General features: G+C 48.7%; 30 protein-coding genes. 12 read left to right on the top strand and 18 right to left on the bottom strand.

Going from position 1 to position 25,775, the window contains the following annotated elements:
* Window positions 1-46: 46 nt before the first annotated feature.
* The 3 genes from fis to prmA all read right to left on the bottom strand — a co-directional run bounded on the left by fis (window position 47) and on the right by prmA (window position 2,474).
* On the bottom strand, window positions 47-340 hold the full coding sequence (gene fis, locus FBQ74_RS16455) for a DNA-binding transcriptional regulator Fis (RefSeq protein ID WP_018982332.1): 294 nt from the start codon (window positions 338-340) through the stop codon (window positions 47-49).
* 31 nt (window positions 341-371) lie between these two features.
* On the bottom strand, window positions 372-1,370 hold the full coding sequence (dusB, locus tag FBQ74_RS16450) for a tRNA dihydrouridine synthase DusB (RefSeq protein WP_139757696.1): 999 nt from the start codon (window positions 1,368-1,370) through the stop codon (window positions 372-374).
* A 222-nt stretch (window positions 1,371-1,592) separates the two neighbouring features.
* Window positions 1,593-2,474: a 50S ribosomal protein L11 methyltransferase gene (prmA, locus tag FBQ74_RS16445; protein ID WP_139757695.1), complete on the bottom strand. Its 882-nt coding sequence runs from the start codon at window positions 2,472-2,474 to the stop codon at window positions 1,593-1,595.
* 182 nt (window positions 2,475-2,656) lie between these two features.
* Between prmA and FBQ74_RS16440 the strand changes: the two genes are divergently transcribed.
* Entirely contained in the window at window positions 2,657-3,472 is an 816-nt protein-coding gene (locus FBQ74_RS16440) for a substrate-binding periplasmic protein (RefSeq protein WP_232371940.1), read from the top strand.
* Window positions 3,473-3,491: 19 nt separating this feature from the next.
* Here FBQ74_RS16440 and FBQ74_RS16435 read toward each other — a convergent pair whose 3' ends face one another.
* From FBQ74_RS16435 to FBQ74_RS16425, 3 genes are all read right to left on the bottom strand, one after another.
* Window positions 3,492-3,785: a high-potential iron-sulfur protein gene (locus tag FBQ74_RS16435; RefSeq protein WP_139757693.1), complete on the bottom strand. Its 294-nt coding sequence runs from the start codon at window positions 3,783-3,785 to the stop codon at window positions 3,492-3,494.
* Window positions 3,786-4,009: 224 nt separating this feature from the next.
* Window positions 4,010-4,630 carry a flavin reductase family protein gene (locus FBQ74_RS16430; RefSeq protein ID WP_139757692.1) on the bottom strand — a complete coding sequence of 207 codons (621 nt, stop codon included), beginning with the start codon at window positions 4,628-4,630 and terminating at the stop codon, window positions 4,010-4,012.
* Window positions 4,623-4,814 (bottom strand): CPXCG motif-containing cysteine-rich protein, encoded by a 192-nt coding sequence (locus tag FBQ74_RS16425; RefSeq protein WP_139757691.1) that lies wholly within the window; start codon window positions 4,812-4,814, stop codon window positions 4,623-4,625. The genes FBQ74_RS16430 and FBQ74_RS16425 overlap by 8 nt, the downstream gene beginning before the upstream one ends.
* A gap of 99 nt (window positions 4,815-4,913) precedes the next feature.
* Between FBQ74_RS16425 and FBQ74_RS16420 the strand changes: the two genes are divergently transcribed.
* From FBQ74_RS16420 to FBQ74_RS16410, 3 genes are all read left to right on the top strand, one after another.
* Window positions 4,914-5,207, top strand: a complete 294-nt coding sequence (locus FBQ74_RS16420; protein ID WP_139757690.1) for a hypothetical protein — start codon at window positions 4,914-4,916, stop codon at window positions 5,205-5,207.
* A gap of 80 nt (window positions 5,208-5,287) precedes the next feature.
* Window positions 5,288-7,414: an exonuclease domain-containing protein gene (locus FBQ74_RS16415; protein ID WP_139757689.1), complete on the top strand. Its 2,127-nt coding sequence runs from the start codon at window positions 5,288-5,290 to the stop codon at window positions 7,412-7,414.
* Window positions 7,415-7,456: 42 nt separating this feature from the next.
* A complete protein-coding gene (locus FBQ74_RS16410) occupies window positions 7,457-7,723 on the top strand; it encodes a TIGR03643 family protein (RefSeq protein ID WP_139757688.1) in 267 nt (88 codons plus the stop codon).
* 5 nt (window positions 7,724-7,728) lie between these two features.
* Here the strand turns inward: FBQ74_RS16410 and FBQ74_RS16405 are convergent, their stop codons facing one another.
* From FBQ74_RS16405 to cutA, 8 genes are all read right to left on the bottom strand, one after another.
* Window positions 7,729-8,178 (bottom strand): hypothetical protein, encoded by a 450-nt coding sequence (locus FBQ74_RS16405; RefSeq protein ID WP_139757687.1) that lies wholly within the window; start codon window positions 8,176-8,178, stop codon window positions 7,729-7,731.
* A 292-nt stretch (window positions 8,179-8,470) separates the two neighbouring features.
* Window positions 8,471-9,274 carry a bestrophin-like domain gene (locus tag FBQ74_RS16400; RefSeq protein ID WP_168190696.1) on the bottom strand — a complete coding sequence of 268 codons (804 nt, stop codon included), beginning with the start codon at window positions 9,272-9,274 and terminating at the stop codon, window positions 8,471-8,473.
* A 291-nt stretch (window positions 9,275-9,565) separates the two neighbouring features.
* Entirely contained in the window at window positions 9,566-10,909 is a 1,344-nt protein-coding gene (gene accC / locus FBQ74_RS16395) for an acetyl-CoA carboxylase biotin carboxylase subunit (RefSeq protein WP_139758004.1), read from the bottom strand.
* A 13-nt stretch (window positions 10,910-10,922) separates the two neighbouring features.
* Window positions 10,923-11,387: an acetyl-CoA carboxylase biotin carboxyl carrier protein gene (gene accB / locus FBQ74_RS16390; protein ID WP_139757685.1), complete on the bottom strand. Its 465-nt coding sequence runs from the start codon at window positions 11,385-11,387 to the stop codon at window positions 10,923-10,925.
* A gap of 25 nt (window positions 11,388-11,412) precedes the next feature.
* Entirely contained in the window at window positions 11,413-11,844 is a 432-nt protein-coding gene (gene aroQ, locus FBQ74_RS16385) for a type II 3-dehydroquinate dehydratase (RefSeq protein WP_139757684.1), read from the bottom strand.
* A 197-nt stretch (window positions 11,845-12,041) separates the two neighbouring features.
* The gene (locus tag FBQ74_RS16380; RefSeq protein WP_139757683.1) at window positions 12,042-12,815 is read right to left on the bottom strand and encodes a M23 family metallopeptidase; all 774 of its coding nucleotides are present in this window, start codon (window positions 12,813-12,815) and stop codon (window positions 12,042-12,044) included.
* Window positions 12,812-14,581 (bottom strand): protein-disulfide reductase DsbD, encoded by a 1,770-nt coding sequence (locus FBQ74_RS16375; RefSeq protein ID WP_139757682.1) that lies wholly within the window; start codon window positions 14,579-14,581, stop codon window positions 12,812-12,814. Before FBQ74_RS16375 ends, FBQ74_RS16380 begins: the two co-directional genes overlap by 4 nt.
* Window positions 14,582-14,585: 4 nt before the next feature.
* Window positions 14,586-14,918 carry a divalent-cation tolerance protein CutA gene (gene cutA, locus FBQ74_RS16370; RefSeq protein WP_139757681.1) on the bottom strand — a complete coding sequence of 111 codons (333 nt, stop codon included), beginning with the start codon at window positions 14,916-14,918 and terminating at the stop codon, window positions 14,586-14,588.
* A gap of 186 nt (window positions 14,919-15,104) precedes the next feature.
* Between cutA and FBQ74_RS16365 the strand changes: the two genes are divergently transcribed.
* From FBQ74_RS16365 to ppiC, 7 genes are all read left to right on the top strand, one after another.
* Window positions 15,105-15,611 carry an FxsA family protein gene (locus tag FBQ74_RS16365; RefSeq protein ID WP_139757680.1) on the top strand — a complete coding sequence of 169 codons (507 nt, stop codon included), beginning with the start codon at window positions 15,105-15,107 and terminating at the stop codon, window positions 15,609-15,611.
* Window positions 15,612-15,846: 235 nt separating this feature from the next.
* A complete protein-coding gene (locus FBQ74_RS16360) occupies window positions 15,847-16,137 on the top strand; it encodes a co-chaperone GroES (RefSeq protein WP_139757679.1) in 291 nt (96 codons plus the stop codon).
* A gap of 34 nt (window positions 16,138-16,171) precedes the next feature.
* Window positions 16,172-17,818: a chaperonin GroEL gene (groL, locus tag FBQ74_RS16355; RefSeq protein ID WP_139757678.1), complete on the top strand. Its 1,647-nt coding sequence runs from the start codon at window positions 16,172-16,174 to the stop codon at window positions 17,816-17,818.
* Between the two features lie 127 nt (window positions 17,819-17,945).
* Window positions 17,946-18,494 (top strand): cupin domain-containing protein, encoded by a 549-nt coding sequence (locus FBQ74_RS16350; protein WP_139757677.1) that lies wholly within the window; start codon window positions 17,946-17,948, stop codon window positions 18,492-18,494.
* A gap of 67 nt (window positions 18,495-18,561) precedes the next feature.
* Window positions 18,562-18,945 (top strand): hypothetical protein, encoded by a 384-nt coding sequence (locus FBQ74_RS19015; RefSeq protein WP_168190695.1) that lies wholly within the window; start codon window positions 18,562-18,564, stop codon window positions 18,943-18,945.
* Window positions 18,946-18,997: 52 nt separating this feature from the next.
* Complete coding sequence (locus tag FBQ74_RS16345) at window positions 18,998-19,996, top strand: S41 family peptidase (RefSeq protein WP_168190694.1); 999 nt, start codon at window positions 18,998-19,000, stop codon at window positions 19,994-19,996.
* A gap of 94 nt (window positions 19,997-20,090) precedes the next feature.
* Window positions 20,091-20,366: a peptidylprolyl isomerase PpiC gene (gene ppiC, locus FBQ74_RS16340; RefSeq protein ID WP_139757675.1), complete on the top strand. Its 276-nt coding sequence runs from the start codon at window positions 20,091-20,093 to the stop codon at window positions 20,364-20,366.
* A gap of 12 nt (window positions 20,367-20,378) precedes the next feature.
* Here ppiC and FBQ74_RS16335 read toward each other — a convergent pair whose 3' ends face one another.
* Window positions 20,379-21,266, bottom strand: a complete 888-nt coding sequence (locus FBQ74_RS16335; protein ID WP_139757674.1) for a LysR family transcriptional regulator — start codon at window positions 21,264-21,266, stop codon at window positions 20,379-20,381.
* A gap of 118 nt (window positions 21,267-21,384) precedes the next feature.
* Here FBQ74_RS16335 and FBQ74_RS16330 point away from each other — a divergent pair, with 118 nt between their 5' ends.
* Complete coding sequence (locus tag FBQ74_RS16330; protein WP_205912268.1) at window positions 21,385-21,879, top strand: DoxX family protein; 495 nt, start codon at window positions 21,385-21,387, stop codon at window positions 21,877-21,879.
* Between the two features lie 82 nt (window positions 21,880-21,961).
* On the opposite strand, the gene FBQ74_RS16325 is transcribed toward FBQ74_RS16330, so the two are convergent.
* The 3 genes from FBQ74_RS16325 to FBQ74_RS16315 are packed head-to-tail and all read right to left on the bottom strand — an operon-like array spanning window position 21,962 to window position 25,687.
* On the bottom strand, window positions 21,962-24,178 hold the full coding sequence (locus tag FBQ74_RS16325) for a xanthine dehydrogenase family protein molybdopterin-binding subunit (RefSeq protein WP_139757672.1): 2,217 nt from the start codon (window positions 24,176-24,178) through the stop codon (window positions 21,962-21,964).
* Window positions 24,168-25,190, bottom strand: a complete 1,023-nt coding sequence (locus tag FBQ74_RS16320) for an FAD binding domain-containing protein (RefSeq protein ID WP_139757671.1) — start codon at window positions 25,188-25,190, stop codon at window positions 24,168-24,170. The genes FBQ74_RS16325 and FBQ74_RS16320 overlap by 11 nt, the downstream gene beginning before the upstream one ends.
* A complete protein-coding gene (locus FBQ74_RS16315; protein WP_205912267.1) occupies window positions 25,187-25,687 on the bottom strand; it encodes a (2Fe-2S)-binding protein in 501 nt (166 codons plus the stop codon). Before FBQ74_RS16315 ends, FBQ74_RS16320 begins: the two co-directional genes overlap by 4 nt.
* Window positions 25,688-25,775: the final 88 nt, after the last annotated feature.

Raw genomic sequence — 25,775 nt, 5'->3', positions numbered from 1 at the left:
AGAGCACCGTTATGAGGTGCTCTTCGGTGGGCCAGGCCCGTCTTTCTTAGTTCATGCCGTATTGCTTCAGCTTCTTGCGAAGTGTGCCACGGTTAATGCCCATCATGATGGCCGCGCGGGTTTGGTTGCCGCGGGTGTAAGTCATGACTTCTTCCAGTAACGGCGCTTCAACTTCTGCCAGTACCAGTTCATAAAGGTTATCGATGTTCGCGTTATCTAATTGCTTAAGATACTTATTTACAGCCTGCTTTACCGAGTCGCGCAGCGGCTTCTGAGCTTGAGTTTGAGAAGGTGTTGTTACTGTCGTAGTAAAAGGTGAAGTCACGTTTTGATCGAACATAATACATTCTTGCTCTATAAGTTAGTCATCATTATGCTGCAGGAGAAATCTGTCGGGTTTCCCGTTTCTGCAACGCTTGAAAATAGTCGTCCAATGCATCGAGCTGCAAATCAGCCTGCTCAATACTGTTGAACGTTTTACGAAACTGACGTTCCTTATCATGCTCCGCGAGATACCAGCCAACATGCTTTCGGGCTATACGAACGCCCGAAATATCGCCGTAAAAAGCATGCACATTGGCGACATGTTCATGCAACACCTGATGCTGTTCAGACAGCGGTGGCGCCTCCAGTGTTTCACCGGTTTCAAGAAAATGCTGGATTTGTTTAAAAATCCAGGGATTTCCCTGGGCTCCACGGCCTATCATCACACCATCTGCTCCGGTGTAATCCAGCACGTCCCGTGCCTTTTGGGCGCTGGTAATGTCTCCGTTAGCGATGACGGGGATTGAGATCGCCGCCTTTATCTTCCGGATCGTGTCATACTCAGCATAACCCTTGTACATACAGGCGCGCGTTCTGCCGTGAACAGCCAGCGACTGTATGCCGTTTTGCTCTGCAATTTGTGCAATATCTACACCATTGCGATTGTCCGTATTCCAGCCAGTGCGAATTTTCAGCGTGACAGGGACATCTACCGCTGCCACCACTGCTTTTACAATAGATTCCACTAAATCGGGATATTGTAGTAACGCTGAGCCAGCCAGCTTTTTATTCACTTTTTTTGCAGGGCAGCCCATATTGATGTCAACAATCTGTGCGCCATTATCGACATTAAACCGGGCAGCCTGCGCCATGAGTTCAGGGTCAGCACCGGCTATCTGAACAGACCGGATACCTTCCTCACCACTGTGATCCATGCGATGCATAGATTTGGCGGTGTTCCAGACTTTGGGGTTACTCGACAGCATTTCAGACACCACCAAACCTGCGCCCATTCGACGACACAACTGTCTGAATGGCCTGTCGGTGACGCCTGCCATCGGCGCTAACATCAAATTGTTATCCAACTGATAAGGACCAATCTGCATTATTAACAATCCAAAATTGACTGGAATTTGAACACTTGGCTAAAACGGGGCGCTAAGTTTACGCATTTTGCCCACCCTTGAAAAGGCTAAAATTCACACAAAATTTAACGCCGAGGGCTTGACAGATTTCGCTGGATTTGCGTTGAAGCCCCGTGCTGGCAAGGGATAAGTGCAAGTTGTGTACAATACACACGCGGCGCTTTTTCTATGCAGGGCAAGAAGTTAAGCATGCTTAACTCCGCTTACTCTGGCCCAGTCGCCGTCAATCTGGCTGGATTCAAGCTGGAAGCCAGAGCGGTAAGCGCTTTCAATTTTTTCTACCTGCTCAGCCAGAATTCCGGACAAAACCAGCTTTCCGCCGGGTTTACAGAAAGCAGAAATCACCGATTGAAGCTCTAATAGCGGTCCTGAAAGTATATTGGCGGTGACAAAATCGGCTTCAAGCGAGGGTTGCTCGTGGGGCAGATAAACTTCCAAACGATCTGCCACATCATTGCGTCTGGCATTTTCTTTACTGGCCTGTAGCGCCTGAGGGTCGATATCAATGCCGACAACACGCTTCGCCCCCAGTTTAAGTGCAGCCAGCGCCAGAATGCCGGACCCACAGCCAAAATCGACCACAGTTTTATCGCTCAGGTCCTGACTGTCCAGCCAACGCAGGCACAGTGCGGTCGTTGGATGCGTACCGGTGCCAAAGGCGAGACCCGGGTCCAGCATTACATTCACGGCATCTTTATCTGGCACTTCCCGCCAGCTTGGGCAGATCCACAAGCGTTCACCAAACTGCATAGGGTGAAAGTTATCCATCCACTCCCGTTCCCAGTCTTTATCTTCAAGCGGGTCAAGTTTATGCGTGAAATCAGGGCCAAGAATTTTTGACTTTGCCAGACGGCTCAACACACCTTTCATGTCATGAGTTGCATCAAACAATCCCACCACCTGAGTATCGGGCCACAGCATGGTTTCACCCGGCTTGGGTTCGTACATAGGAGTGTCTTTTGCATCTAAAAACGTAACGGCTTGCGCGCCATTCGCTGATAGCATTGTTCCAACCTGCTCAGCATAATCTGCGCTGGTTTCTATACGTAGCTGTAACCAGGCCATAGTGATTCCTGTAAAACGGGGTTTGTGCATATAATAACAGGTCAGAGCCATCTCAAACCAAATCTATTTGCCTGTGTATGAGAACAGGGCTTTATTAATTGTTGTAACCCTGATAAAACGTATATTTTCACACCGCCTTAAAAGGTTGTTTCGGCATTACTATGTTCAGGCTTTTGCTTTTAATGCTTCCGCTCATCAGCGTCTCTCTTGAGGCTCGCCAGATTGATGTGGTGGCCGGTTGGAATAAGCCGCCCTATATTGTGACCAGCGACAACTCGGGGTTTGAAATTGAGCTCGCCGAGAAAATTCTTGCGCGTCTCGGACATTCTATTAATCCAATTTACGTACCTTTTGGCAGAACGCTGCGCCAGCTTAAAAGCGGCCGAGCAGATATCGTCTTAACGGTAAATCTGTCCCATGAAATCAGTGCTGAGTATCTGACTGATGAATACGTGACTTATCAGAATTCAGCCATATCCCTAGCTTCAAGACAGCTCAACTTACATTCAGTGGATGATTTGAAGAATTACACTGTGCTGGCGTTTCAAACGGCCCGGCGAGTGCTTGGAGCCGATTTTGCGAATGCCACCGGCGAGCATCGGGGTTATCTTGAAATTGCTGACCAGGGCCGACAGGTAAGAATGCTATTATTGGGCAGTGTTGATATTGCCGTTATGGACCGCAATATTTTCTCATGGTTGCGAAGTCAGCTCCCACCGGCGCAGCAAAAGGATGTACGTATCCATAATCTGTTTAAACAAACTACCTATCGTGCCGCAATTGCAGATAAGGGGCTTAGAGAGGGATTTAACAGAGAACTTAAAGCAATGATGAAAGATGGTCAGTATCAGATGCTGGCTGATAAATATCGTTTAGCTATCACCCCGGATTCCGGCGATTACAGCAATAAGGCCAGTTCGATATTTCCGGGGACGGCCGCGCGTAACAACGAGCATGTTTCTGCGAACATGCTCATCAGACAACAGCGTTCATACTGAAGCTGGCGACATTAATGCATTAGCCAGGGCGTTTGACCCAGGCGCTGCACCAACCATCAACATTCACCAGTTTACCGGGGAATATTGCACAAGGGCGTTCGCTCTTGCTTTCGTCACCCTGAATATACATGCAGTTTCCACACCTTGAACCATCAACCGTAGACTTTGGCGTGTAGTTCAGGGCTTTCGCAGTAGGGTCGTCTTTTTTCAGCAGCTCTTGCGCATTAGCACGAAGTGCCGCACCACCCAACGTCATACCAATCAGCGAGGTGCCTGCCATCCGTAAAAAGTCGCGGCGATTCACACTTTTCATCTGGTTACTCCGGTTAACGAAAATGAAAATGATTCGTTTTTATCTTATGCATTAAACACAAAAACCCGCCCCGAAGGGCAGGTTTTCAGTGTACGTTACACGCTTGGAGGACCATCACCCGCGTAGTAACGCCGTCATTAGTTTCATGATAAGTGTACGCTTATTTTTATGAAAATGCAGGTGTTTTTATTTAATCTGCCATTTGGCTGAAATTGCCGTGATTACTAAGGCTTCGCATAAGGGTAGCGGCCAACTCTTTGTAGCGAATGATACGTATCCAGTCCGGTAACAGCGGCCACCCCTAATGTATCTAAATCTACCTGCCCCGTTGCTGTAATTGCTTTATCATCGATCCAAACAGACGTTACTTCGCCTATTACCAACTGAGTATTGTTGATCTCAACCGGAATGATCTCGGCCAGCTTCATGGCCAGCTTTACCGGACAACTTTTCACAAAGGGAGCATCAAAATCATCTGCATACCACGGTGTCAGCCCGGCAGCCTCAAATTCGCTGACCTGTGCCGGATAGCGTGCCGAAGTCTGGTGCGCAGCCAGTGTATGCGCTTCAGATACATGATTGATAGTATAGATACCCGTTTGCTGAATATTCTCCAGCGTATCCCGGGTAACGGTGTGGGGGCGCATAATCATGCCCAATAAGGGCGGATGTGCACCGATGTGCACTACCGAGGACACAATAGCCAGATTTTCAAAATAGCCACGGCGCTGACAGGTGCCAATCAGATTGGCGCTTTTGACACCGGACAGACTATTGATAAACGCAGCGCGATAGCGCTTGTCCATTTGCTCGATGTCGTTGCCGGTAATGCGGCGTTCAGTCATTTTCGCGCTGAACCTCCACCGATAATGTATCGCCTTGTCCGTGGACTGTCATTTCAATTGGCTGACAGCAGACCTGGCAATCAACCACCTGCATATGACCCGAATCATTTATCTCATCAATCTCAACTTCGTTGGGTTCCATACAGTATGGGCAATGAAAAGTGGCGGGTGTGGCTAAGCTCATAATTATCCTTTGTTGTGCCAGATATCAGGCTTGTTAAATACGGATCGAATACTCCGTTGGATTGGTATACACAACAGGGGAACGCGAACGGGAGACTGCATGAGTAAACGACTGGCCACTGGCTATTGCCCGCTATGCCATCGCTACACGCGGCTAACATTTCATCATCTTATTCCCAAAAAAATGCACCGCAGAAACTATTTCAGAAAGCATTTTTCAAAGACCGAGTTAAATGAAGGGATTGCGATTTGCCGTAGATGCCACGATGGTATTCATCGCTTTTATTCCGAGATGGAGCTGGCCAAACACTTAAATACACTCACCCGGCTGAAAGGAGACGAAAAGCTCGCTCGACACTTTGAGTGGGTCGCAAAGCAGGCCATACAACTTTAGCGTGAATTTTGTTTACACCAATTGAGAAAGCATCTGTATAAATATACACTGCTGTAGTGTTCAAATGCTGTGTTGTGATAATGCGAAAAACCCTTCCAGAGCGCTACTACCTCGACCACTTTCATGAATTTTTGCGTTTTTTCGATGGAGAAAGCGCAGGTTTGCTGTGTCAGACCAGCCGCGAGTTTATCAGTGCTTTTCGAAAACTTGATGCCAACAAGCAATGTATTATCGCCAGGGCGGCAAATCGAAAATATGCGCTCATCAACCGTGCGCACTTTAATTACGAAGAGATTTTTCAGCCACAGCAGCAACTGACAGAACTGGAAGAAAGCGGGTGGTTTGCGCCTGCAGAAAATGTGTCTATGCAGGATTTCGCCGGCGTAGTAACTAAAAACGATTTGCTTGCATACCTTGCCGCTTATCCGGTTTCACAACGCCTTAATCACCTGAAAAAGCCGGAACTGATAGCGCTATTGTTTGATCAGATAAATCAGTATGGCTGGCCACAAACGCTGCCTCAGACCGACTATCTGCTTAAAACATTTGAGCCGAGCCTGCGTTATTTGCTGTTTCTGTATTTTGGCAATACGAAAGGCCGCCTTAATCAATTTTCCATGCGAGACTTAGGGGTCATGCGCACCCGTTCAGATGCTGCAAGTACACAGGCGCGTTTTGTCACCCTAGAAGATGCTCAGTCTGCATTCTACTTTGCCAGCGCATTGGATGAGATGCCTTACTGGCCTGATGAAAAGCTTGTGCAGATGGCATCAGATAACTGGCCTGGTACAGACTCTGCAGCCAGTGAGGCCTACGCTGAAAAATACCTCTTCAAGCTGGGCTGCCGCCTGCTGCCATTAGCGCGTAACGAGGCATTGAACGTATTGCAACAAGCCCCTGGTGATGCTGCGCGGGAAAAGTGGATAAGGGAAGTCTTTAAAGAAGACAAGGCGCTGGCAAAATCAGCGCTTGAGAAAATTATTGATAATCCGGCTTCTGATTCTCAGTTGGCTTTTGCGGAAGATTTCTACGCCAGAAAGTTTCATAAAAAGCGAACCAGTGCGCTGACTGACATGCTACGTAACTCAAGCAAAACACTACAGCTTGATATCAGCCAGAATCAACGTGTAGAGCGCGGTGTTATTGCCTGGTATAAGCGGCAGAACATCACCGCCTGGAGAACGGAAAACCGCCTGTGGCGAACCCTTTTCGGATTAACGTTCTGGACACAGTTATTTGAACAGGATCAGTTGGTTACAGAGTTTGATCGCAGACCACAAAGTCTCAGGTACAACCGCTTCTACGAGACTTTTGCACAAAGCATTGATGCGTTATTAGACAGCTTTACTACCCCGGATGTGCTGCTACAACATGTCACAAAACAAGCTGCGGCCCATTATGGCAAAGTAAATAGTGTGTTTATGTGGCGGGCGAATCAGCTTGAGACTGTCACCGCCCTGCTCGAATACGGTCCGTTCGAGTCTGTTAAAAGATTATTGAAAATGATGGCGCAGGATTATGCCGGCCTGTCTGATGGCTTCCCTGATATTATGGTGCGTGAAGACAATGCGCTTCGCTTCGAGGAAATTAAAGCCCCTGGTGATGTGTTGCGCCGTAATCAGCTGGTTTCTATTCAGCGCATGCAACGCGCCGGCTTCACAGTTCATGTTACGCAGGTAGACTGGTTCTCCGATCCTCTCCAACCCTACGTTGTGGTCGATATAGAAACGACAGGCGGCAATAACGGCTATCACCGGATTACCGAGATTGGCATGGTAAAAATGATTGGCGCAGAGATAGTGGACAGTTGGCAGTCTTTACTGCACCCACAGCGGCACATACCATCATCGATAACCCGTTTGACGGGTATTTCCAATGAGATGGTGGCTGATGCGCCCCTATTCAGCGAAGTAGCGGATGAGATTGAGCGGTTCACAGAGGATTGTGTATTTGTTGCGCACAATGTCAATTTTGATTATGGCTTCATCAAACAGGAGTTCGCGCGGCTGGAGCGCGACTTCAGACGGCCTAAGCTTTGTACGGTAGTGCAGATGCGGCGCGCTTATCCGGGCTTGCCATCCTACTCACTGGCGTCACTGACCCATCATTTTGGTATTTCAATGGAACAGCATCACCGGGCGATGTCTGATGCCCGCGCTGCTGCACAACTGTTAAATCTTATCCATGAACGCACTTTGGCTTCCTGAACCAGTTAAACTGTGTCTGTTTGTCGATTCAGGAGTTGTTTTATGAAAGATGCGCTTGATGAAGTCACAAGATCCCGCATTATCGAAATGGCGTGGGAGGACAGAACCCCCTTTGATATTATCGAAAGCCGGTTTGGTTACAGCGAAAAAGCTGTTATCCGGCTGATGCGCCGTCACTTGAATCGCCGCGCATTTGAAAATTGGCGGGCGCGGGTCTCAGGCCGAAAAACAAAGCATGCGGCACTGCGGTCAAAAGATATTACCCGGGGATACTGCCGCTCTCAGTATAAGCCGCAGGGCGCCGGCTAATGCTGCTAGTGATCTTCGTCTGCGCTATCGCCAGCCACAATAGCCGGCAGCATCAGTGAGGTAATTTGCTGGCGCCACGGAGTGGGAAACACACGTGTATTCTGGCTGGCCATAATTTGCTGCGTTTGCTCTATCACTACAAGCATGTCCTGATAACGGCTGTCATGCTGCTTAATATAGTCGACATCGCCAAGGACTTTATCAATCAGATCGGACGGCGCGGTATGATTGTTCTGGCGCAGGTAAGCGATAATTTCGCGCCTCACATACGCTTCCCACTCGGCGCGGTAACTGTCCGAAACTCTCTCGGGAAAATGCTTTAAGTCTGCAATATCCTGCTCTAAATCAGTAATATCTTTCTTTTTATCGAATAAGAGTCGAAGTGCAAATAGCACGTCGAGGGAAAGACGCTCTATAGGAAGTTTTTGTTTTAGTTGTCTGACATTGTTCGTCATGTTTTACGCTTCACACTAAGCCGTTGTCAGAGACAACGTACATCAAAATTAAAAAAACGTAACCGGATGCCATGAACTCCTGTCAGCGGCGCCCCGTAACCAATGATGCACTGTAATAGTGTGTACGCGTTCTTGCTACTTGGCCCGTCACTTTGGCGGGCCCTTTTTTATGACACTTTTTTATGATTATTTAGTGGGTGATCAAACTAATAAACGCTCAATATTTCCAATAAGATCAGTGCGAAAAACAATTCCAAGCCAGCGAATCTGCCCCTTTAGTGCTATCTGGTGACTATTTTTTTGAAGAGGAGGCGGACTGTGCGATTTGTTGCTGCAAATCAATCAGAGGCTGCTGGCTCACTGTCAAAAAGCCGCCCTGTGGGCGATCTAAATCGATAATAAGCGTAATCACGGCCGCCAGCACACCAATAAGCACTATTGCAGTGACCGGACTGCGCCGTCGGGTCAGCCCGGCGTTATAGCCGACCATGCCCATTGTCAGCATCGAGCCTAACAATAATAAGATAACAATAGTGGCCGGTACGCGTGAGTAGATACCGGCTGCAACACGCGTTTCGTGCAAATCGATGGTGTCGTTAAGCGCGTCGATGTATAGCGCCAGGATCGGAGAGTCGTAATGTCTTCTGGCAAGCTGCTCTGCGGTACTCCATAGCCGTTCATGTAATACAACGGATTGCGTAATTCTGCTGTTTACCTCATTGGCTTCGCCTGAACCAGTACGTAATAAAACATACTCTTCGATATAATTTCGTGAGAGCAGTGCCTCTTTCTCTGGCAGAAACCCTGCACGCAAGTAGGTTGTGCCGATAGAATTAGCTTCTTCCAGCACCAGTGCATGACGCTTGTTGAACCGCTCAGAAGCCATGCCCATTGTAATGGCCAGCAAAAAAGCCATAAGCGATAACAATGAACCCACGATCATGCCCGTGGGCCCTTCTTTTTCCTCAGGAGTACGTTCCTGCCACCATCTGCCATGCCGGTATCCCAACTCAAACACCACTAGCGCAATCAGGGCAATTACAGTGAAAATAGCAAAAATAGAGAGTGAGTCAGTGAGCTGCTGAAATGTGTTCATAGACATGCTCAGTAAGAAATGCGTTGCCGGAAGGGGATCAAGATAAGGGTTGTATTATTGTCACGCTGGGAAGCAGAACAAAAAAAGCCAATAAAACCGGAGGTCATAACCGTGTCCTCAATCTGATGAGATAAGCGTGAACACAGCGAAACACCGTTCTTTTATAAGTTTATCACTTAAAAAAAGAAGTGCGCCTTTTTGTCTTTTGAAAATGCATGAAGAATCAGGGGTGTTGGATACGGTAATAAAAAGCCCGCTGTGTGAAGCGGGCTTTTTTAAAGGCAGGCTGTATCAGGACATACCCAGTTTCTTTTCCAGGTAGTGGATATTTGTACCACCTGCGAAGAAGTTTTCATCTGCCATGATTGAGCGTTGTAGCGGGATATTGGTTTTGATGCCGTCGATAACTAGCTCATCCAGCGCATGACGCATTCTGGCAATCGCTTCATCCCGACTCTCACCATAGGTAATGAGCTTTCCGATCATTGAGTCATAAAATGGCGGCACTGAATAGCCGGCATAAATATGTGATTCCCAGCGCACTCCAAGACCGCCCGGTGAATGGAACATATTGATGTTACCCGGACTGGGAATGAAGGTCTGCGGATCTTCGGCGTTGATCCGGCATTCAATAGCATGGCCGCGAATTTGAATTTGTGACTGATCAATCGACAAAGGCTGACCGGCAGCAATTCGCAACTGCTCTTTGATTAGGTCGACACCAGTGATCATTTCAGATACCGGGTGCTCAACCTGAATACGGGTGTTCATTTCGATGAAATAGAACTCACCATTTTCATACAAAAACTCGAACGTACCTGCGCCGCGGTAGTTAATTTCTACACACGCTCTGCGACAGCGGTCGCCGATTTTATTACGCATTTGCTCAGAGATACCCGGCGCTGGCGCTTCTTCAACCACCTTTTGGTGGCGACGCTGCATTGAACAATCACGCTCGCCCAGGTGGATTGCATTGCCCTGACCATCCGCCAGTACCTGAATTTCGACATGGCGGGGGTTTTCCAGGAATTTTTCCATGTACACCGTGGAATTACCAAATGCCGCACCCGCTTCCGCCTGGGTTGTCTCAATGGCTGAAATGAGTTCAGACTCTTTTCTCACCACGCGCATACCGCGACCACCACCGCCGCCAGCAGCTTTAACGATGATTGGGTAGCCAATGCGCTTGGCAATACTCTTATTTTTGTCTTCGTCGTCAGTCAACGGACCGTCCGAGCCAGGTACGCAAGGTACACCCGCTTTTCTCATAGCGTTGATTGCAGAGACTTTATCGCCCATAAGGTTGATGGTGTCTGCCTTGGGACCGACAAAGATAAACCCGCTTTTCTCTACTGCCTCGGCAAACTCGGCGTTTTCAGCCAGAAAGCCATAACCAGGATGTATCGCAATTGAATTTGTGACCTCTGCCGCCGCAATAATACGGGGAATATTCAGATAACTTTCCATTGCAGATGCGCCACCGATACAAATAGATTCATCGGCGAGTAGAACATGTTTCAAGTTTCTGTCCGCAGTGGAATGCACCGCGACTGTTTTGATGCCCAATTCTTTACAGGCACGCAAAATTCTAAGCGCGATTTCGCCGCGATTTGCGATTAATACTTTATCTAACATTTGCCTGGCCTGCTTATTCGATGATGAACAGAGGTTGGTCGTACTCAACCGGCTCCTGATTCTCTACCAGAATGGCTTTCACCACACCAGACTTATCAGCTTCTATCTGGTTCATCATTTTCATGGCTTCAACGATACACAGCGTATCGCCAACATTGACTGACTGACCCACTTCTGCAAAAGGCTTGGCAGTAGGTGAGGAAGCGCGATAAAAAGTGCCGACCATTGGTGATTTGACCTGATGGCCTGCAGGAACATCGTCTGCTTCCTGAGCTGGCGCTGCCGGTGCTGCCGGAGGTGCGCTGGCTGGAGCCTGTTGCTGCGCGGGAGCAGCGGGTAAAGTGTAACTTAAAGGCGCTGCGCTTGCGCTGGGACCACGGTGAATACGTACTGACTCTTCACCTTCAGTGATTTCAAGTTCAGCGATGCCAGATTCTTCGACAAGCTCTATAAGCTTTTTGATTTTTCTAATATCCATGTTCTGTCTCTGTTTTTAATAATCTTTAAGTTTGAGATTGGTGTAACGCCGTGAGCGCAAGGTGGTAACCCTGCGCGCCCAGGCCGACGATGACACCTTGCGCAATGTCTGAAAAATAAGAGTGCTGCCGAAACGGCTCACGTGCATGTACATTGGAAAGGTGCACTTCAATAAACGGAATACTGACACTTAGCAGGGCGTCACGAAGGGCGATGCTGGTATGAGTGAATGCCCCGGGATTAAAAATAATCGCGTCCGTATTGCCCATCGCATCGTGGATACGGTCAATAAGTGCATGTTCAGCATTCGACTGAAAATGCGACAACGATACGGATAACGCTGCGGCGTCTGATTGCAGCGACGTTACAATCTGCTCCAGCGTTTGCTGACCATATTTGTCTGGTTCACGTTTTCCCAACATATTTAGGTTGGGGCCGTTAAGTAACAAAATATCCATTAAAATGCTGCTATCTTTCCAAAACTAAGCCATTTACACCACATATAAGCAGAATTCGCAGGTGGTTGCACGAAAAAAAGCCAGTTTTAGGTATGCTCTTATTTACTTATGGCTGATTATAGAGATTGTTGTGTGTTTCGCAGCAAAATACTGGTCTAATCAGGTAACTTGCTGACAAGTTAGGGTGGTTAGCGCCATTATTTATTCAGGTTTCTGACTGATGTGGCGAAGGTAAAAGGAATAGTTTGATGACGGCCCTGATCCGTCACCCGGTAAACGGCAAAATGCAGGTGAGGTATGGTAGAAAAGCCGGTATTGCCGGAAAAGCCGATTTTGTCACCAGTCGAGACGGTATCTCCCAGCGAGACAGCTACACCGTTTTTCTTCAGGTGATAATATTCACCTACCGTATTATCAGCATGCAGAATGGCAATAAAATTGGCTTCATCTGCAAATGACTTCTCCGGGCCACCCGAATCACTACTGGCTTTGATATCGATAACGCGGCCGCCACGTGCAGCATAGACAGGCGTGCCAACCGCCGCAGCTATATCCACCGCATACCGCGACGCCCCGGTGTGTGAAAACGCCCCATCGAACCCCTGCACAATGGTGTAGTCTTCAGGTGGTTTCAGCGGGAACTGGTAGCGTACAGTGTCATCATGGCGCGCATTCAGTATACCGGGCGTCCACAGCACCCGCATAGTGTGCCAGAAGTGCCCGATACCTGATGTTGTTCCTACATATACAGATGCATCCTGCGTGAGGTCTACAGTCACAGGAGTATTTGTGACGCCGCTTGTCAGGGTTACGACAACCGGATGTGGTCGGGTGCGCTGAACAAACACCTTTTGGCTGTCTTCATCAACGCTAAAGCAGAACCAATTCGCGAAACAGGCGGGTGTTGCAGCGCTTACTGTAAAAGACAGCATGCTTAAAAATGCAATCACCAGCCTGATAGATATTGTCACGCGTCAGGCTCATTCAGTGTTTGTCTGACATGATCGGCAAACGCCTCGCCACCCATAAATCCGGCGACACGAGCCTGGGTTAATTCATTACCCGAGCTGTCAAAGAACAAAATGGTTGGCAGGCCCAACACATCATACTGACGCATAAAGGCGATATCCTCGGCGTTCTGTGCGGTCAGATCGATTTGCACCATGACCGTACTTGACAGGGCGTCAACCACCTCTGGATGAGGAAAGGTATATCTTTCAAACTCTTTGCAGGCAACACACCAGTCTGCGTACAGATCGACCATTACGGACTTACCCTGCTCGCTGGCCTTAGCAATTTGAGTTTCAAGTTCCTGCACATTGGTCACCTGAATAAACTCCGGATGCGCTTTGGCAACGTCGACGCTACTGAAATAGGTGTGGTAAACCAGCATTGCGCTACTGAACAGGCCTGCGAAAATAATGAAAGTTCGCACACCTTTGCCAAAGCTTGCCCGGGTTGTACCGTTTATAACCCAGAAATAGCTAAACAGTGACATGCCCAGCAGGGCCCACAATAGGACAGTCAGTGATGAGGACCACAGTCGCTCAATAAACACAATGGCAACGGCCAGCATCATAAAGCCAAATGTAACTTTCACCACATTCATCCAGTTACCGGCTTTAGGAAGAAGCTTCCCGCCTGTTACCCCAAACACAATAAGCGGAATACCCATACCCAGGCTTAATACATACAACGAGATAAAACCTAAAAATACATCGCCACTTTGCGCGATAAACAGCAATATTCCTGTCAGCGGTGCGGTTGTGCAGGGTGATGCAATCAGACCGGAAAGTGCGCCCATCACAAACACACCAGCGAGCGTTCCGCCGCGCTGTCGTGTGCTAAGTGCATTAAGACGGGTCTGCCAGCCTGACGGCAACTGCAGATTAATAGCACCGAACATCGCCACAGCTAAAAGCACGAAGATAGCGATAAATATCCACAAAATGACAGGATGCTGTAGCGCTGCCTGAAACTGCACACCCGCTAACGCCACAACAATCCCTAATAGCGAGTAGGTCAGCGCCATACCCTGAATATAGACAACACTTAGCCACAAGCTACTGGACAATGTGGCCTTTTTACCCTGGCCGACAATAATCCCCGACAGGATCGGGTACATGGGAAATACACAGGGCGTAAATGCCAGGCCAATACCCAATACCAGAAAAATACCCAGGGTTAGCCAGATATTTTCATCATCAGCTAACCGGTCCGCTAAGCCAAATTGGGAGGATGTTGTGGGTGCAGGAGGGCGCTCTGAGGTGCTGTTCTGGCCAACCGCTTCAAGATACAGGGTCTTTGTTTGCGGCGGATAACAAAATCCGGCATCGGCGCAGCCCTGAAATCTCAGTTTAACCGCTGCATCTGCAGATGCGCTTTTGATAGGGACACGCAACGTCACCTCATCGTAATAAACCTGTGTAAGTCCGAAGAACTCGTCATGCTTTTCTTTACCTTCGGGCAATTCAGGCTCGCCCACCTGAGCCTGTGAAGAGGATACGGAAAACTGGTGTTTATAAAGGTAATACCCCGGCTCAATGGTAAAGGTGACCTGCAACACATCACTTTGTTGCCTGAAGTCGAACTGAAATGCCTGCTCTACCGGCAGAAACTCAGGCTCATCGCTAAACGGATCGGAAAATGTCTGATCAGAGATTTGTGCCTGCGCATTGCTTAAAAACAAGGCAAAAAAGCACAGCACTACCACGCTGACTGCGCGCGCTGCATTCATATATTTACTCCACAATTTTGTTCAGGCCGGTTTGCTCAGCGACCCATTTGCCATAATCTTCACTGGCACTGACATCATTAATAACGACCCATTCAGGAACATCATAAGGGTGCAGCTCACTAACACATGCAAAAGCGTCATCCACCACGTGGCGCGCGGTTTTTATCAATAGCTGGCACTCCTCATCCACTTCAATTTTGCCTTTCCACGCATAGGTAGCCGTAACGCCGGGCATTTGTTTAACGCAGGCTGCCAACTGTTTTTCCACCAGCGCAGATGCAATTTTTTGCGCTGTATCGGCATCCGGCGCCGTAGTAAAAGCAATACAAAGTGACATAATGTTCTCCCTATTGACCGAATCTGATAGCGTATTCTTACAAAATATAATGCGCGTAATCGAACAAATCATCAAAAGTTACGGTGATTTAGCGTATCAGAGAGGCTAACTGACAAGTTAGTGCTTGAGTTAACCTTCAATCACCCAAACTTACCCTACGTAGGTTTCTAATTACGAGGAAGCAATTTGCGAGTCTTATTTTTAATGTTTGCCATCATGCCAATCATTGAGATTGCCCTGTTGGTCCAGGTGGGCGGTATCATTGGCGGATGGAACACCATTGCGCTGGTTATTCTGACTGCACTGATTGGTTCATACATGGTGCGCCGCGAAGGGTTGGCAACACTGCAAACCGCGCAGTCTAAAATGCAGCGTAATGAAATACCCGGTAACGAAATTGTTCAGGGCCTAATGCTTGTCATTGCTGGCGTGCTGTTGGTCACACCCGGCTTTGTCACCGACATTTTAGGGTTACTGTTTGTTATGCCCGGCTCACGGCATTATCTTGCCCGCAATATCAGCAAACATATGAAAGCACGCGTGGTAACGTCATCTACATTTACCTCAGGGCAAAGCCCGTTTTCGCAGCATAGCGACCCGTTCAAAGGCCCCGCCAAGGACGAAAATGGCGATATTATTGAGGGCGAATACACCGATAAATCGGAAAATGACGAGAATAATCGTCTTCGCTAACGCAAAAATTCCTTTTTTCATAACTGGTTAGCAAACGAGCAACAGGAAGATGAAAAAATTTAAAATTTTTTCGGTTTCTGCCCTTGAGTTTGTTTCGCGACTCCCCCATTTATCCTCGCAGTATCGAGTTTGAGGCGGCCAGCAGGCGGCCTCTTTTATGTAGAGACGTTCACGGGGTGTGAGCGTCTTCCAATATCTAACATTTGTATAGTTGGAATTTTCAGGAGACTTGAAAATGGCAATTCGTCCTTTACACGACCGCGTTATTGTTAAGCGCTCAGAGCAAGAATCAAAGTCAGCAGGCGGTATCGTTCTGACTGGCTCTGCAGCCGAAAAATCTACACGCGGTGAGGTAATCGCAGTAGGTAATGGTCGCATCCTAGAAAACGGCGAAGTAAAAGCTCTGGATGTAAAAGTTGGCGACACCGTTATTTTCAGCGACGGTTACGGCGTTAAAACTGAGAAGCTGGACGATCAGGAAGTTCTGATCATGAGCGAAAGCGACATTCTGGCAATCGTAGAGTAATAACCGTTTCAACCGTATTTAGAGGAATTTAAACATGGCAGCGAAAGAAGTACGTTTTGGTGATGACGCACGCACAAAGATGCTTAAAGGCGTTAACATTCTTGCAAACGCAGTAAAAGTTACCCTTGGTCCAAAAGGCCGTAACGTTGTTTTAGACAAGTCATTCGGCGCACCAGCAATTACTAAAGATGGTGTATCTGTAGCCAAAGAGATCGAGCTGGAAGACAAGTTCGAGAACATGGGCGCGCAGATGGTTAAAGAAGTGGCGTCTAAAGCAAACGACGAAGCGGGTGACGGTACTACAACCGCAACTGTTCTGGCACAGGCGATTGTGACTGAAGGTCTGAAAGCCGTTGCAGCAGGCATGAACCCAATGGACGTTAAGCGCGGTATCGACAAGGCAGTTGCTGCTGCAGTTGAAGAGCTTAAGGCATTGTCTACTGATTGTGCAGATGGCAAATCTATCGCTCAGGTAGGTACTATCTCTGCGAACTCTGATGAAGAAGTTGGCCAAATCATTGCTGAAGCAATGGAAAAAGTAGGCAAAGAAGGTGTTATCACCGTTGAAGAAGGTCAGGCGCTGCAAAACGAGCTTGACGTCGTTGAAGGTATGCAGTTTGACCGCGGTTACCTGTCTCCTTATTTCATCAACAACCAGGAAAACGGCACAGTTGAACTGGATAACCCGTTCATCCTGTTAGTAGATAAAAAAATCTCTAACATCCGTGAACTACTGCCTACACTGGAAAATGTAGCAAAAGCAGGTAAGCCACTGCTGATCATGGCAGAAGATGTTGAAGGTGAAGCACTGGCAACACTGGTTGTTAACAACATGCGCGGTATCGTTAAAGTTGCAGCTGTTAAAGCACCAGGCTTCGGCGACCGTCGTAAAGCGATGCTGCAGGATATTGCTATCCTGACTGGCGGTACTGTAATCTCTGAAGAGATTGGTCTTGAGCTTGAAAAAGCGCAACTGGAAGACCTGGGTACAGCGAAGCGTGTTGTTATCAATAAAGATAATACGACTGTTGTTGACGGTGCGGGCGATGACCAGGCAATCGAAGGTCGTTGTGCACAAATTAAAGGTCAAATCGAAGAGTCTTCTTCTGATTATGACAAAGAAAAACTTCAGGAACGTCTGGCCAAGCTGTCTGGCGGTGTTGCAGTAATCAAAGTTGGTGCTGCTACAGAAGTTGAAATGAAAGAGAAGAAAGACCGCGTTGAAGATGCGCTGCACGCAACTCGTGCTGCTGTTGAAGAGGGCGTGGTGCCTGGTGGTGGTGTTGCACTGGTTCGTGCCGCAGCTAAAGTACTTGAGCTGCAAGGCGAAAACGAAGACCAGACACACGGTATTAACCTGGCGCTACGCGCTATGGAAGCACCACTTCGTCAAATCGCAACTAACGCTGGCGCAGAAGCATCAGTGGTTGTAAATGCGGTTAAAGGCGGCGAAGGTAACTACGGTTACAATGCAGGTAACGACACATACGGCGATATGCTGGAAATGGGTATCCTTGACCCAACTAAAGTAACGCGCTCTGCACTGCAGTTCGCTTCTTCAGTAGCCAGCCTGATGATCACGACCGAAGCAATGGTAGCTGAGATTCCTAAAGAAGAAGGCGCTGGTGCTCCTGATATGGGTGGCATGGGCGGAATGGGCGGCATGGGCGGCATGATGTAAGCCACCCATAAGCTTAACGCTTAAATAAAAGGCGCTCTTCGGAGCGCCTTTTTTGTGCCTGAATAAAATCAACAACCTACGATTTAATATGCGCTATAGTTAATGTTATTTCTCTTGAGCAAAGCTTATGAATCGCCCTTTGTTGTTGCTTACCACCTTCTCAGCACTACTGCTATTCTCACCGTCATACGCACACACCATTAGTGAAGCGGATGAAGCGTCTGCTATTAACTTTCCCGGACATACTTCTTATCTGCTGGCTGATGCACAAGCCACTGAAGCGAAAACTGCGGTTCTGGAGTTAGAGGTGCCAGCGAAGTCAATGGGCGCACCACCGCACACGCATGCCAATGAAGATGAGTTCTTTTATGTACTGGAAGGTACGGTGTCGTTTTTTGATAAAGATTCCAGCCAGGTACTGACTAAAGGGCAGATGATTACGCTGCCCAGAAATAACGTCCACGGGTTTTATAATGATTCGGATAAAACCGCGCGATTACTATTGATTGTGTCCCCGGGGGAATTTGCTTCATTCTTTGATGCAGTCGTTATGTCACTTAAGTCGCAGCAAGGTGATATCGATGTTGGCCGTATCATTGCCAAGGAAGCCAGCAAATATGATGTGACTGTATTACCCCAATATATACCAGAGGCTGCAAAGCAACTGTTAAAGTAGTGACTTACGGGGCCTTGCGTTTTCAGCTTTACGCCTCCACATAGCTAACGTAGAGGGAATAAAGAAAATGTTGCCAAACGGACTACTAAAACTACTGCTTTTACTGACTTGCACACTTATTGCTCTGCCAGCATTAAGTGCTACCTCTTTGTCAGCCAGCGCTACCGCGCAACTTATCGTTGTAGATCATAAAGACAGCGACCAGTCAGATATCGTCGCAGGCATTTCCTGTACTAGCGCAAGTATCTTCAAAGATCACCGGCAGCGAGCACAGTGGATGTCCGACGGTGTGGTTCCGCCAGCTGAAGATCCGATTCGTGTGCAGGCCGAAGCCAATGCTGTGGCCAGACGGATTATGCCTGGGCCGTATTCTTCCCCTCCACGTGCTTCACGCGCCGCTTCCTGGAAAAACACAAACCTTCTTTACCAACAGCTATCTATCGCCGGATAAGCGCTCTTTTTCACCAAAACATTTACTCATCAAATCAGAAAAAAGAGAGCTTATGAATATTTATCTGAAGTGCGCACTTTGCGCGCTGGTTTTATTATTGTCGAACGCATCCGTATCCAGCAGTCTTGAACAGCGCGAGCACGCGACTCTCGTTAATGAAGTTGTCAGTGAGCCACTCAGTCGACGTGAAAAAGCTGAACTCATTGAGCGAACCCTGGCGGTTTTCGAAGAAAATTACATTGATACAAAGGCAATCGCTCGCGTGACAGAGCTAATTCGTTTGCAGCATGAAAATGGAAAGTACAGGGCAGTTTCTATGCTGAATGAATTTGCTGATGTTGTCGGTAACGATTTAAAATTTTTTGCCGATGATTTGCATCTTAGTCTGAAAGTTAAACGTGCAGAAGAACCGGTAACGCACAAATTATCCGAGCGGGCCGGAAAACTAACGTACAACCGGGCTTTTGAAACTGTAGGCTATTTGCACGGCAATACAGGTTATCTGAAATTCAACAAGTTTTATTCTGCTGATGATGCCCGGGGTGTCGCTGACGCTGCGTTCGCATTTCTAAAGAACAGCGGTGGCCTGATTATCGATATGCGAGATACAGTAGGCGGCTCACCGTACCTTGCTCAGTACATGTTAAGCTACTTTGTTTCCCCGAAAACGCCCCTGTGGTCTGTGAGGAGCCGTGACCAATCGATAAGCCAACAGGCAGATGCGTTGGATTCACCAAAACATAATCGCTTTCAGGCGAACTACCCGGTGTGGATCCTCACCAGTCAGCAAACTGCCAGCGCTTCTGAGCTTTTTGCCGGCGTTATGCAGGCGCAGGGTAAAGCCGTGCTGGTGGGCGAACAGACTGCCGGTGCAGGGTTTTATGTAGGTGCACGAAAAATTACCGAGCAACTGGTATTTCGTATTTCTCTATCAAAACCGGTGCTGGCGGTGACCAACACAAACTGGGAGAAATCCGGGCTTACCCCCGATGTCGTTTCAGAAAGTGTTGATGCGCTGGATGTTGCTATCGCGCTTTCCCTAAACCAATGATCGATAATTGAAAAGCGCCGTCAGGCGCTCCTCAAACTGCTGCCGAAAACACGGGTGTAGTTTATAATACGGCTTTGAATTACTGGTTGATGATATGAAAGCTGCAGCACTACACATACTGGTCAAAACTGAAAAAGAAGCGCTCTCCATTCTAGAACAGCTCAGGAAAGGCAAGAACTTTGCGTCGTTAGCAAAACGACATTCGATCTGCCCTTCCGGCAAGCGCGGCGGAGACTTAGGCGAGTTTCGTCGCGGGCAGATGGTGAAGCAGTTTGACGATGTGGTGTTCAAAAAGCCGCTGCTTCAGGTGCACGGGCCGGTGAAGACCAAATTCGGCTACCATCTAATTAAAACGCTGTATCGTAGTTAGTCAGTAATCAGCCTACCCATCCAGTCCCTGCTCCCAGTGCGGCGGTTCGCCGTAGTAAGCGCTGATAAAATCGATAAATGCGCGCAGTTTGCTGGTCATCAGTGTGCGATGTGCATAGAGCGCGTACAGGCCAAGCGCTGGGGGGGAACAATGCGCCAGTATGGGGGTGAGAGCTTTGCTTTTTATGGCTTCTTCTACAATAAACGATGGCTGAATAACAATGCCTGCGCCAGCTGTAGCGCAGCGTGTGAGAAAATCGCCGTTGTTACAAATGAGTGCCCCATTACTGTCAGCTAAAAGCTTAGGCTCAGTGGTGGTATAGGAATAGCGCAAGACCCGATGATGTTTCAGCTCTTCCCAGCTTTGTGGTTCACCATGCTTGTCGAGGTATTCTGGTGAAGCGCAGATCAGCATTTTGACAGGGGCGATTTTTCTGGCAATAAGCGATGAGTCTTCCAGTGTACCCACCCGAAGGGCGACATCAAATCCCTCTTCAATAATATTCACTTTACGGTCATTGAGCTGTAAATCTACTGAGATAGCCGGATGCTGCTGTTGAAAGTCAGCAATAAGGTGGCCCATTTGTGAAGCGGCGAATGAAACCGGCGCACTTATTCGAAGAGTCCCTCTGGCGTGTGTCTGCAGCCCGCTTAGCTCATCTTCCAGTCCCGTCAGCTCATCCAGTATATGTCTGGCCTTGGGCAAGTAACGTTCTCCAGCTTCGGTCAGGTGAACTCGTCGTGTGGTACGTGCTAACAGCCTGACACCCAATGCTGACTCTAGCGCACTGACATACTTACTGGCCAGCTGTGCGGAAATTGCGAGTTCTGAGGCAGCCTGTGTGAAACTACCTGTCTGCACCACTGAAACGAAAGTGCGCATTTGCGTAAGCTTATCCATTTATTATCAATAAGATGTTGGTAATTATTCAATAATAGACGCATTTATCATTTATGTGTAATGGAATAAAGTTTACTTATTGTTGAGCAGCGGGCTCAACCCGAACACAGTAAGGGTGATGAAGATGAATTACGCAACTATGATTTTTAAAACTCAGGGTATCGGTCAACTGCTTCTGCGTGTACCAGTTGGTATAATTTTGATGGCGCACGGTGCACAGAAGCTCTTTGGCTGGTTTGGCGGTTACGGGCTGGAAGGTACCGGACAATGGATGGAAAGTATTGGCCTGGCGCCGGGGTTCCTGATGGCATTACTCGCAGGCAGTGCAGAATTCTTTGGGGGACTGGCGCTGATCGTAGGGTTGCTGACCCGTCCTGCTGCGCTGGTGTCGGCATTTACGATGATCATTGCGATATTCTCCGTACATATTCAAAACGGTTTGTTCATGAGCAACAATGGTTATGAATTTGCGTTGAGCCTGCTGGCAGCGACCGCAGCGCTCACGGTACAAGGGGCTGGTATTTTCTCTGTAGACGCCGCGATTTATCAAAAATTAACAGCGTCGAAAGGCACGCACAGAGCGAAAAAAGCACACGACGAAGTGACAGCGTAAACGCCATTTAGGCTGAGGTACCACAATAAAAAAAGCCCGCTTTGTAACTTTCTGCAAAGCGGGCTTTTTCCAGATCTGACAATTATCCTAGTGCTGCAATAACCTTATCCGGCGTGATAGGAAACTCACGAACCCGGGCTCCGGTAGCATCACATACAGCATTGGCAATGGCTGCTCCGGCACCGGTGATGCCCAGCTCGCCAATACCCTTACTCCCCAGTTTACAGGCTTTATAATCCGGCTCTTCGATAAAGCTGACGCTGATATCGCCAATGTCGCGATTAACGGCAAAGTGATATTCAGCCAGATCGCAGTTTACAAAACCGCCGTGGCGCCTGTCGCGCTGTAAGTCTTCAAACAGTGCGTAACTTGCGCCCCACACCATGCCACCCTGCAACTGAGAAGTGGCAGTTTTGTGGTTAAGGATTTGGCCGGCAGAAAAAACACCATGCTGGCGTTTAATGCGCACTTCACCGGTAACCGTATCGACTGTGACTTCAGCAAAATGCGCACCGCAGGAATACTGCTCGTATTCGTCATGGCTTTCACCCGGCTCCACTTCACCCTTGGCTTCCAGCTGCTGACTATCGCTATCTTTTAATAATTCAGCAAGCGAGCGGGATTGTTGTGTCTCTCCTTCCCCGACCACAACCTGATTGTCACGCAGCGCCACCGTGTGGGTGCCTTGTGCAAGGCCCATCATCTGGCATAGCTGACGGGAGATTTTCTCGCAGGCATTGCGCACCGAAGTTGCACTACTGGATGCACCGAACGACCCGCCAGAACCACACGATGCCGGTGAGCGACTGTCACCCAGGTTAATGGTTATATCGCTGGCGGGCATATCGAAAAAGTCAGAAACAACCTGACTCAATATCGTATAGGTGCCGGTGCCAATGTCGGTCATATCCGTTAACACAGTGATTTTGCCGTTATTATCTAACACTACCTTCGCTTCACTTGGCACAATCAGATTCATGCGCATAGCAAGTGCAACACCGTAGCCTCTCTTAACGGTATTGTTGTCATCACTTTTCGACCGTTTTTCCCAGCCGAACTCCTCGGCACCCTGTTTCAGGCATGCCTCAAGATGGTGAGTAGAAAACGGTTTTCCGGTTACCGGGTGGGCCGGCGCGATATTTTTAAGACGAAATGCTACCGGGTCTGTTTCACTGGCCAAAGCCAGCTCATCAATGGCCGATTCAAAAGCCAGCGAACCAATAGAGTCGCCGGGTGCGCGACACGAATCAATCATCGGACTGTCGACCACCTTTACCCGATGCTGACTTTCAATTGCATCAGCCTGATAGGTAATACGGGCAACTGCGCCGGTAGCTTCAGCAAAGGCATAATCTTGCGCCATAGGCATTGCACTGTGATGAGAAATGCCATTAATGCGGCCGCTGTTATCAGCGCTTAGTGCGATGTTCTGAATGCTGAATCCACGGTGGGGGGCACTATGAAACACCTGTCGGCGGTGTAGTGCAACCTTGACTGGCTGTTGCAGATGGATGGCACCCAGGCAGGCTAAAATGGCATCATTATGCAGCCCAAGTTTGGAACCAAAACCGCCGCCGACAAACGGACTCTGCACATGAATTTTTTCTTCAGGCATTTTAAGCGTATTGGCCAGGCAGGTTACAGCGCTTGCCAGAATCTGGACACTGGTATGCACATGCAGGATATCGCCATCGTAATAGGCGATAGTGGTATGTGGCTCCATCGCGGCAGAGATTTGGCTGGGGGTGCGATATGTCATATCCAGCCGCTTAGCGCTGTTTAACGCATGCTCAACATCGCCGCATGACACATCCGGTTCGAATCCGCCATCGAGTGATTCCGGAGTGGTCTGCGCTTCGTCAGCGTCATCCAGAAAATCAGGGCCGTCGCTTGATACCTCATGGGTTATCAGGCTGGCGGCATAACGAGCCTGCTCGAGCGTTTCGGCAATAACCAGTGCAACCGGGAAGCCGGCGTAACGAATAGTCGTATCGTTTAGCACAGCGCGGCTTTGACCAAAACGCGCCGCATCTTCAGGCTCTGCAAATGGCCTTTGGTCGGGTGCATTGTGATGGGTTAGTACAGCCTTAACGCCAGGCTGGGATTCTGCCTTTGTAGTATCTACGTGAGAAAGCGTGCCGCCCGAGCGTACCGCACCGACATACACACCAACCAGCGTTGGCTGTTCAAACTCAAAATCACCCGCGTAAGTTGCCTTCCCCTGGACTTTTAAGGGTCCGTCAATACGATCGACCGCATCACCAATTTTAGTTACTGAATGTGTTTTGCTAGCGGGCATGAATTGCTCCTTGATGGTATGGGTGAGCCATCTGCTGTCCTACCGCCTGTTCAAGGACAAAAGCTGCAGTTCGCTTGATCAATGGAATCTTAAAGTCGTTACTGCCGGCACCTCGGGCGGCGCTTAGCTCAACATCGCAGGCCTGCTCGTACAGGTGGCTGGTGGCCGTTTTGCCGCGCAGAAAGTCCTCAGCACTTTTAGCATGCCAAGGCATCGTACCCACGCCACCAAAGGCCAGTGAAATATCATCGATTACCCCGTCTTTAAGTGAAACGGCGCAGGCGACTGAAACCAGCGCAAATGCATAAGAAGAGCGGTCGCGAACCTTACGGTAAATTTGGGTACCGCGGGGACGCTTGGGAATATCCACACTGACAATCAGCTCGTCACCACCCAGTACGGTTTCGATGTGCGGCGTATCACCGGGAAGACGGTAAAGCTCACGCACCGGAATGTGTCGTGAATTACCGGCCGGATTCATCGTTTTCACTTTTGCATCAAGTGCGGTCATCGCTACGGCCATATCCGAGGGGTGTGAAGCAATGCAATGCTCTGAGGTACCCAGAACGGCATGAATTCGGTTAAAACCATCCATTGCTGCGCACCCTGAACCAGGTTTGCGTTTGTTACAGGGCTGATTGGTGTCGTAAAAATAATAACAGCGCGTTCGCTGTAACAGATTACCACCGGTGGTAGCACGATTTCTCAGCTGTACCGTTGCACCGGACAGCAGTGCCTGGCTAAGCAGACTGAGATCATCCTTCCGGTAGGCAAAGTTAGCCAGATCAGTATTACTTACCATTGCGCCGATTTGATAAGCATCGTCAGTTTCTTCGATGGTATTGGCGCTTTCCCAACCACTCAAATCCACTACCGTTTCGGGCGTTTCAATCTGGTGTTTCATCAAGTCGACAAGGTTGGTGCCGCCGGCGAGAAAGCGGCTGTTATCGAAGCTATCGATAGTACTAAGATGGTTTACATCGGTCAGACGGTTTATAGAGAATGGTCTCACGAGGCCCCCTTATCATTCCGGGCGATGTTAACCGCATCAATAATATTGGCGTAGGCGCCACAGCGGCACAGATTACCGCTCATCCGCTCTTTAATATCTTCGTTATCAGTGTAATCTGATTCAAACCAGACGGTGCTGGGAGTGTTCTGCTCCAGTTCGTTCATCAATGCAACCCCGGAACATATCTGGCCGCTGGTACAGTAGCCACACTGAAATGCATCACAGGAAACAAAAGCTTTTTGCAGCGGATGCAGTTCCTCGTCCCTGGCAATTCCCTCTATCGTCGTCACCGCCTTGCCCTCAAGCTGAAAAGCCAGCAGCAGGCACGCATTCATACGTTCGCCGTCAATAAGAACCGTACATGCACCACACTGACCATGGTCACATCCTTTTTTGGCACCGAAGAGTTTTACATGCTGGTGCAGAAAATCCAGCAGTGTGGTTCGTGGATCATCAGGTAATGCATAGTCCTGACCGTTTATGGTTAATACCGCCATAGAGATGGTCCTTAGGCTGTGGGCGTGCAGGAACGCACAGAAATAGTGATAGTTTCTATACGGCGGGACTGGGTTATGGTTTACCGGT

Source organism: Salinimonas iocasae, from assembly GCF_006228385.1.
Lineage (GTDB): Bacteria > Pseudomonadota > Gammaproteobacteria > Enterobacterales > Alteromonadaceae > Alteromonas > Alteromonas iocasae.
Note: the sequence above shows the minus strand (reverse complement) of the source record. Positions and strands in the feature narration are given on the sequence as shown.

Excerpts from the sequence above, each read along its gene's own strand:
- FBQ74_RS16375 (WP_139757682.1), bottom strand. The coding sequence starts at position 14,581 with ATGAATGCAGCGCGCGCAGTCAGCGTGGTAGTGCTGTGCTTTTTTGCC.
- FBQ74_RS16405 (WP_139757687.1), bottom strand. The coding sequence starts at position 8,178 with ATGACGAACAATGTCAGACAACTAAAACAAAAACTTCCTATAGAGCGT.
- aroQ (WP_139757684.1), bottom strand. The coding sequence starts at position 11,844 with ATGGATATTTTGTTACTTAACGGCCCCAACCTAAATATGTTGGGAAAA.
- FBQ74_RS16315 (WP_205912267.1), bottom strand. The coding sequence starts at position 25,687 with ATGGCGGTATTAACCATAAACGGTCAGGACTATGCATTACCTGATGAT.
- ppiC (WP_139757675.1), top strand. The coding sequence starts at position 20,091 with ATGAAAGCTGCAGCACTACACATACTGGTCAAAACTGAAAAAGAAGCG.
- FBQ74_RS16430 (WP_139757692.1), bottom strand. The coding sequence starts at position 4,630 with ATGACTGAACGCCGCATTACCGGCAACGACATCGAGCAAATGGACAAG.
- cutA (WP_139757681.1), bottom strand. The coding sequence starts at position 14,918 with ATGTCACTTTGTATTGCTTTTACTACGGCGCCGGATGCCGATACAGCG.
- FBQ74_RS16425 (WP_139757691.1), bottom strand. The coding sequence starts at position 4,814 with ATGAGCTTAGCCACACCCGCCACTTTTCATTGCCCATACTGTATGGAA.
- FBQ74_RS16435 (WP_139757693.1), bottom strand. The coding sequence starts at position 3,785 with ATGAAAAGTGTGAATCGCCGCGACTTTTTACGGATGGCAGGCACCTCG.
- FBQ74_RS16360 (WP_139757679.1), top strand. The coding sequence starts at position 15,847 with ATGGCAATTCGTCCTTTACACGACCGCGTTATTGTTAAGCGCTCAGAG.
- groL (WP_139757678.1), top strand. The coding sequence starts at position 16,172 with ATGGCAGCGAAAGAAGTACGTTTTGGTGATGACGCACGCACAAAGATG.
- FBQ74_RS16440 (WP_232371940.1), top strand. The coding sequence starts at position 2,657 with ATGCTTCCGCTCATCAGCGTCTCTCTTGAGGCTCGCCAGATTGATGTG.
- dusB (WP_139757696.1), bottom strand. The coding sequence starts at position 1,370 with ATGCAGATTGGTCCTTATCAGTTGGATAACAATTTGATGTTAGCGCCG.
- accB (WP_139757685.1), bottom strand. The coding sequence starts at position 11,387 with ATGGATATTAGAAAAATCAAAAAGCTTATAGAGCTTGTCGAAGAATCT.
- fis (WP_018982332.1), bottom strand. The coding sequence starts at position 340 with ATGTTCGATCAAAACGTGACTTCACCTTTTACTACGACAGTAACAACA.
- FBQ74_RS16345 (WP_168190694.1), top strand. The coding sequence starts at position 18,998 with ATGAATATTTATCTGAAGTGCGCACTTTGCGCGCTGGTTTTATTATTG.
- FBQ74_RS16420 (WP_139757690.1), top strand. The coding sequence starts at position 4,914 with ATGAGTAAACGACTGGCCACTGGCTATTGCCCGCTATGCCATCGCTAC.
- FBQ74_RS16335 (WP_139757674.1), bottom strand. The coding sequence starts at position 21,266 with ATGGATAAGCTTACGCAAATGCGCACTTTCGTTTCAGTGGTGCAGACA.
- FBQ74_RS16325 (WP_139757672.1), bottom strand. The coding sequence starts at position 24,178 with ATGCCCGCTAGCAAAACACATTCAGTAACTAAAATTGGTGATGCGGTC.
- FBQ74_RS19015 (WP_168190695.1), top strand. The coding sequence starts at position 18,562 with ATGTTGCCAAACGGACTACTAAAACTACTGCTTTTACTGACTTGCACA.
- FBQ74_RS16330 (WP_205912268.1), top strand. The coding sequence starts at position 21,385 with ATGAAGATGAATTACGCAACTATGATTTTTAAAACTCAGGGTATCGGT.
- FBQ74_RS16410 (WP_139757688.1), top strand. The coding sequence starts at position 7,457 with ATGAAAGATGCGCTTGATGAAGTCACAAGATCCCGCATTATCGAAATG.
- accC (WP_139758004.1), bottom strand. The coding sequence starts at position 10,909 with ATGTTAGATAAAGTATTAATCGCAAATCGCGGCGAAATCGCGCTTAGA.
- FBQ74_RS16400 (WP_168190696.1), bottom strand. The coding sequence starts at position 9,274 with ATGAACACATTTCAGCAGCTCACTGACTCACTCTCTATTTTTGCTATT.
- FBQ74_RS16415 (WP_139757689.1), top strand. The coding sequence starts at position 5,288 with ATGCGAAAAACCCTTCCAGAGCGCTACTACCTCGACCACTTTCATGAA.
- FBQ74_RS16350 (WP_139757677.1), top strand. The coding sequence starts at position 17,946 with ATGAATCGCCCTTTGTTGTTGCTTACCACCTTCTCAGCACTACTGCTA.
- prmA (WP_139757695.1), bottom strand. The coding sequence starts at position 2,474 with ATGGCCTGGTTACAGCTACGTATAGAAACCAGCGCAGATTATGCTGAG.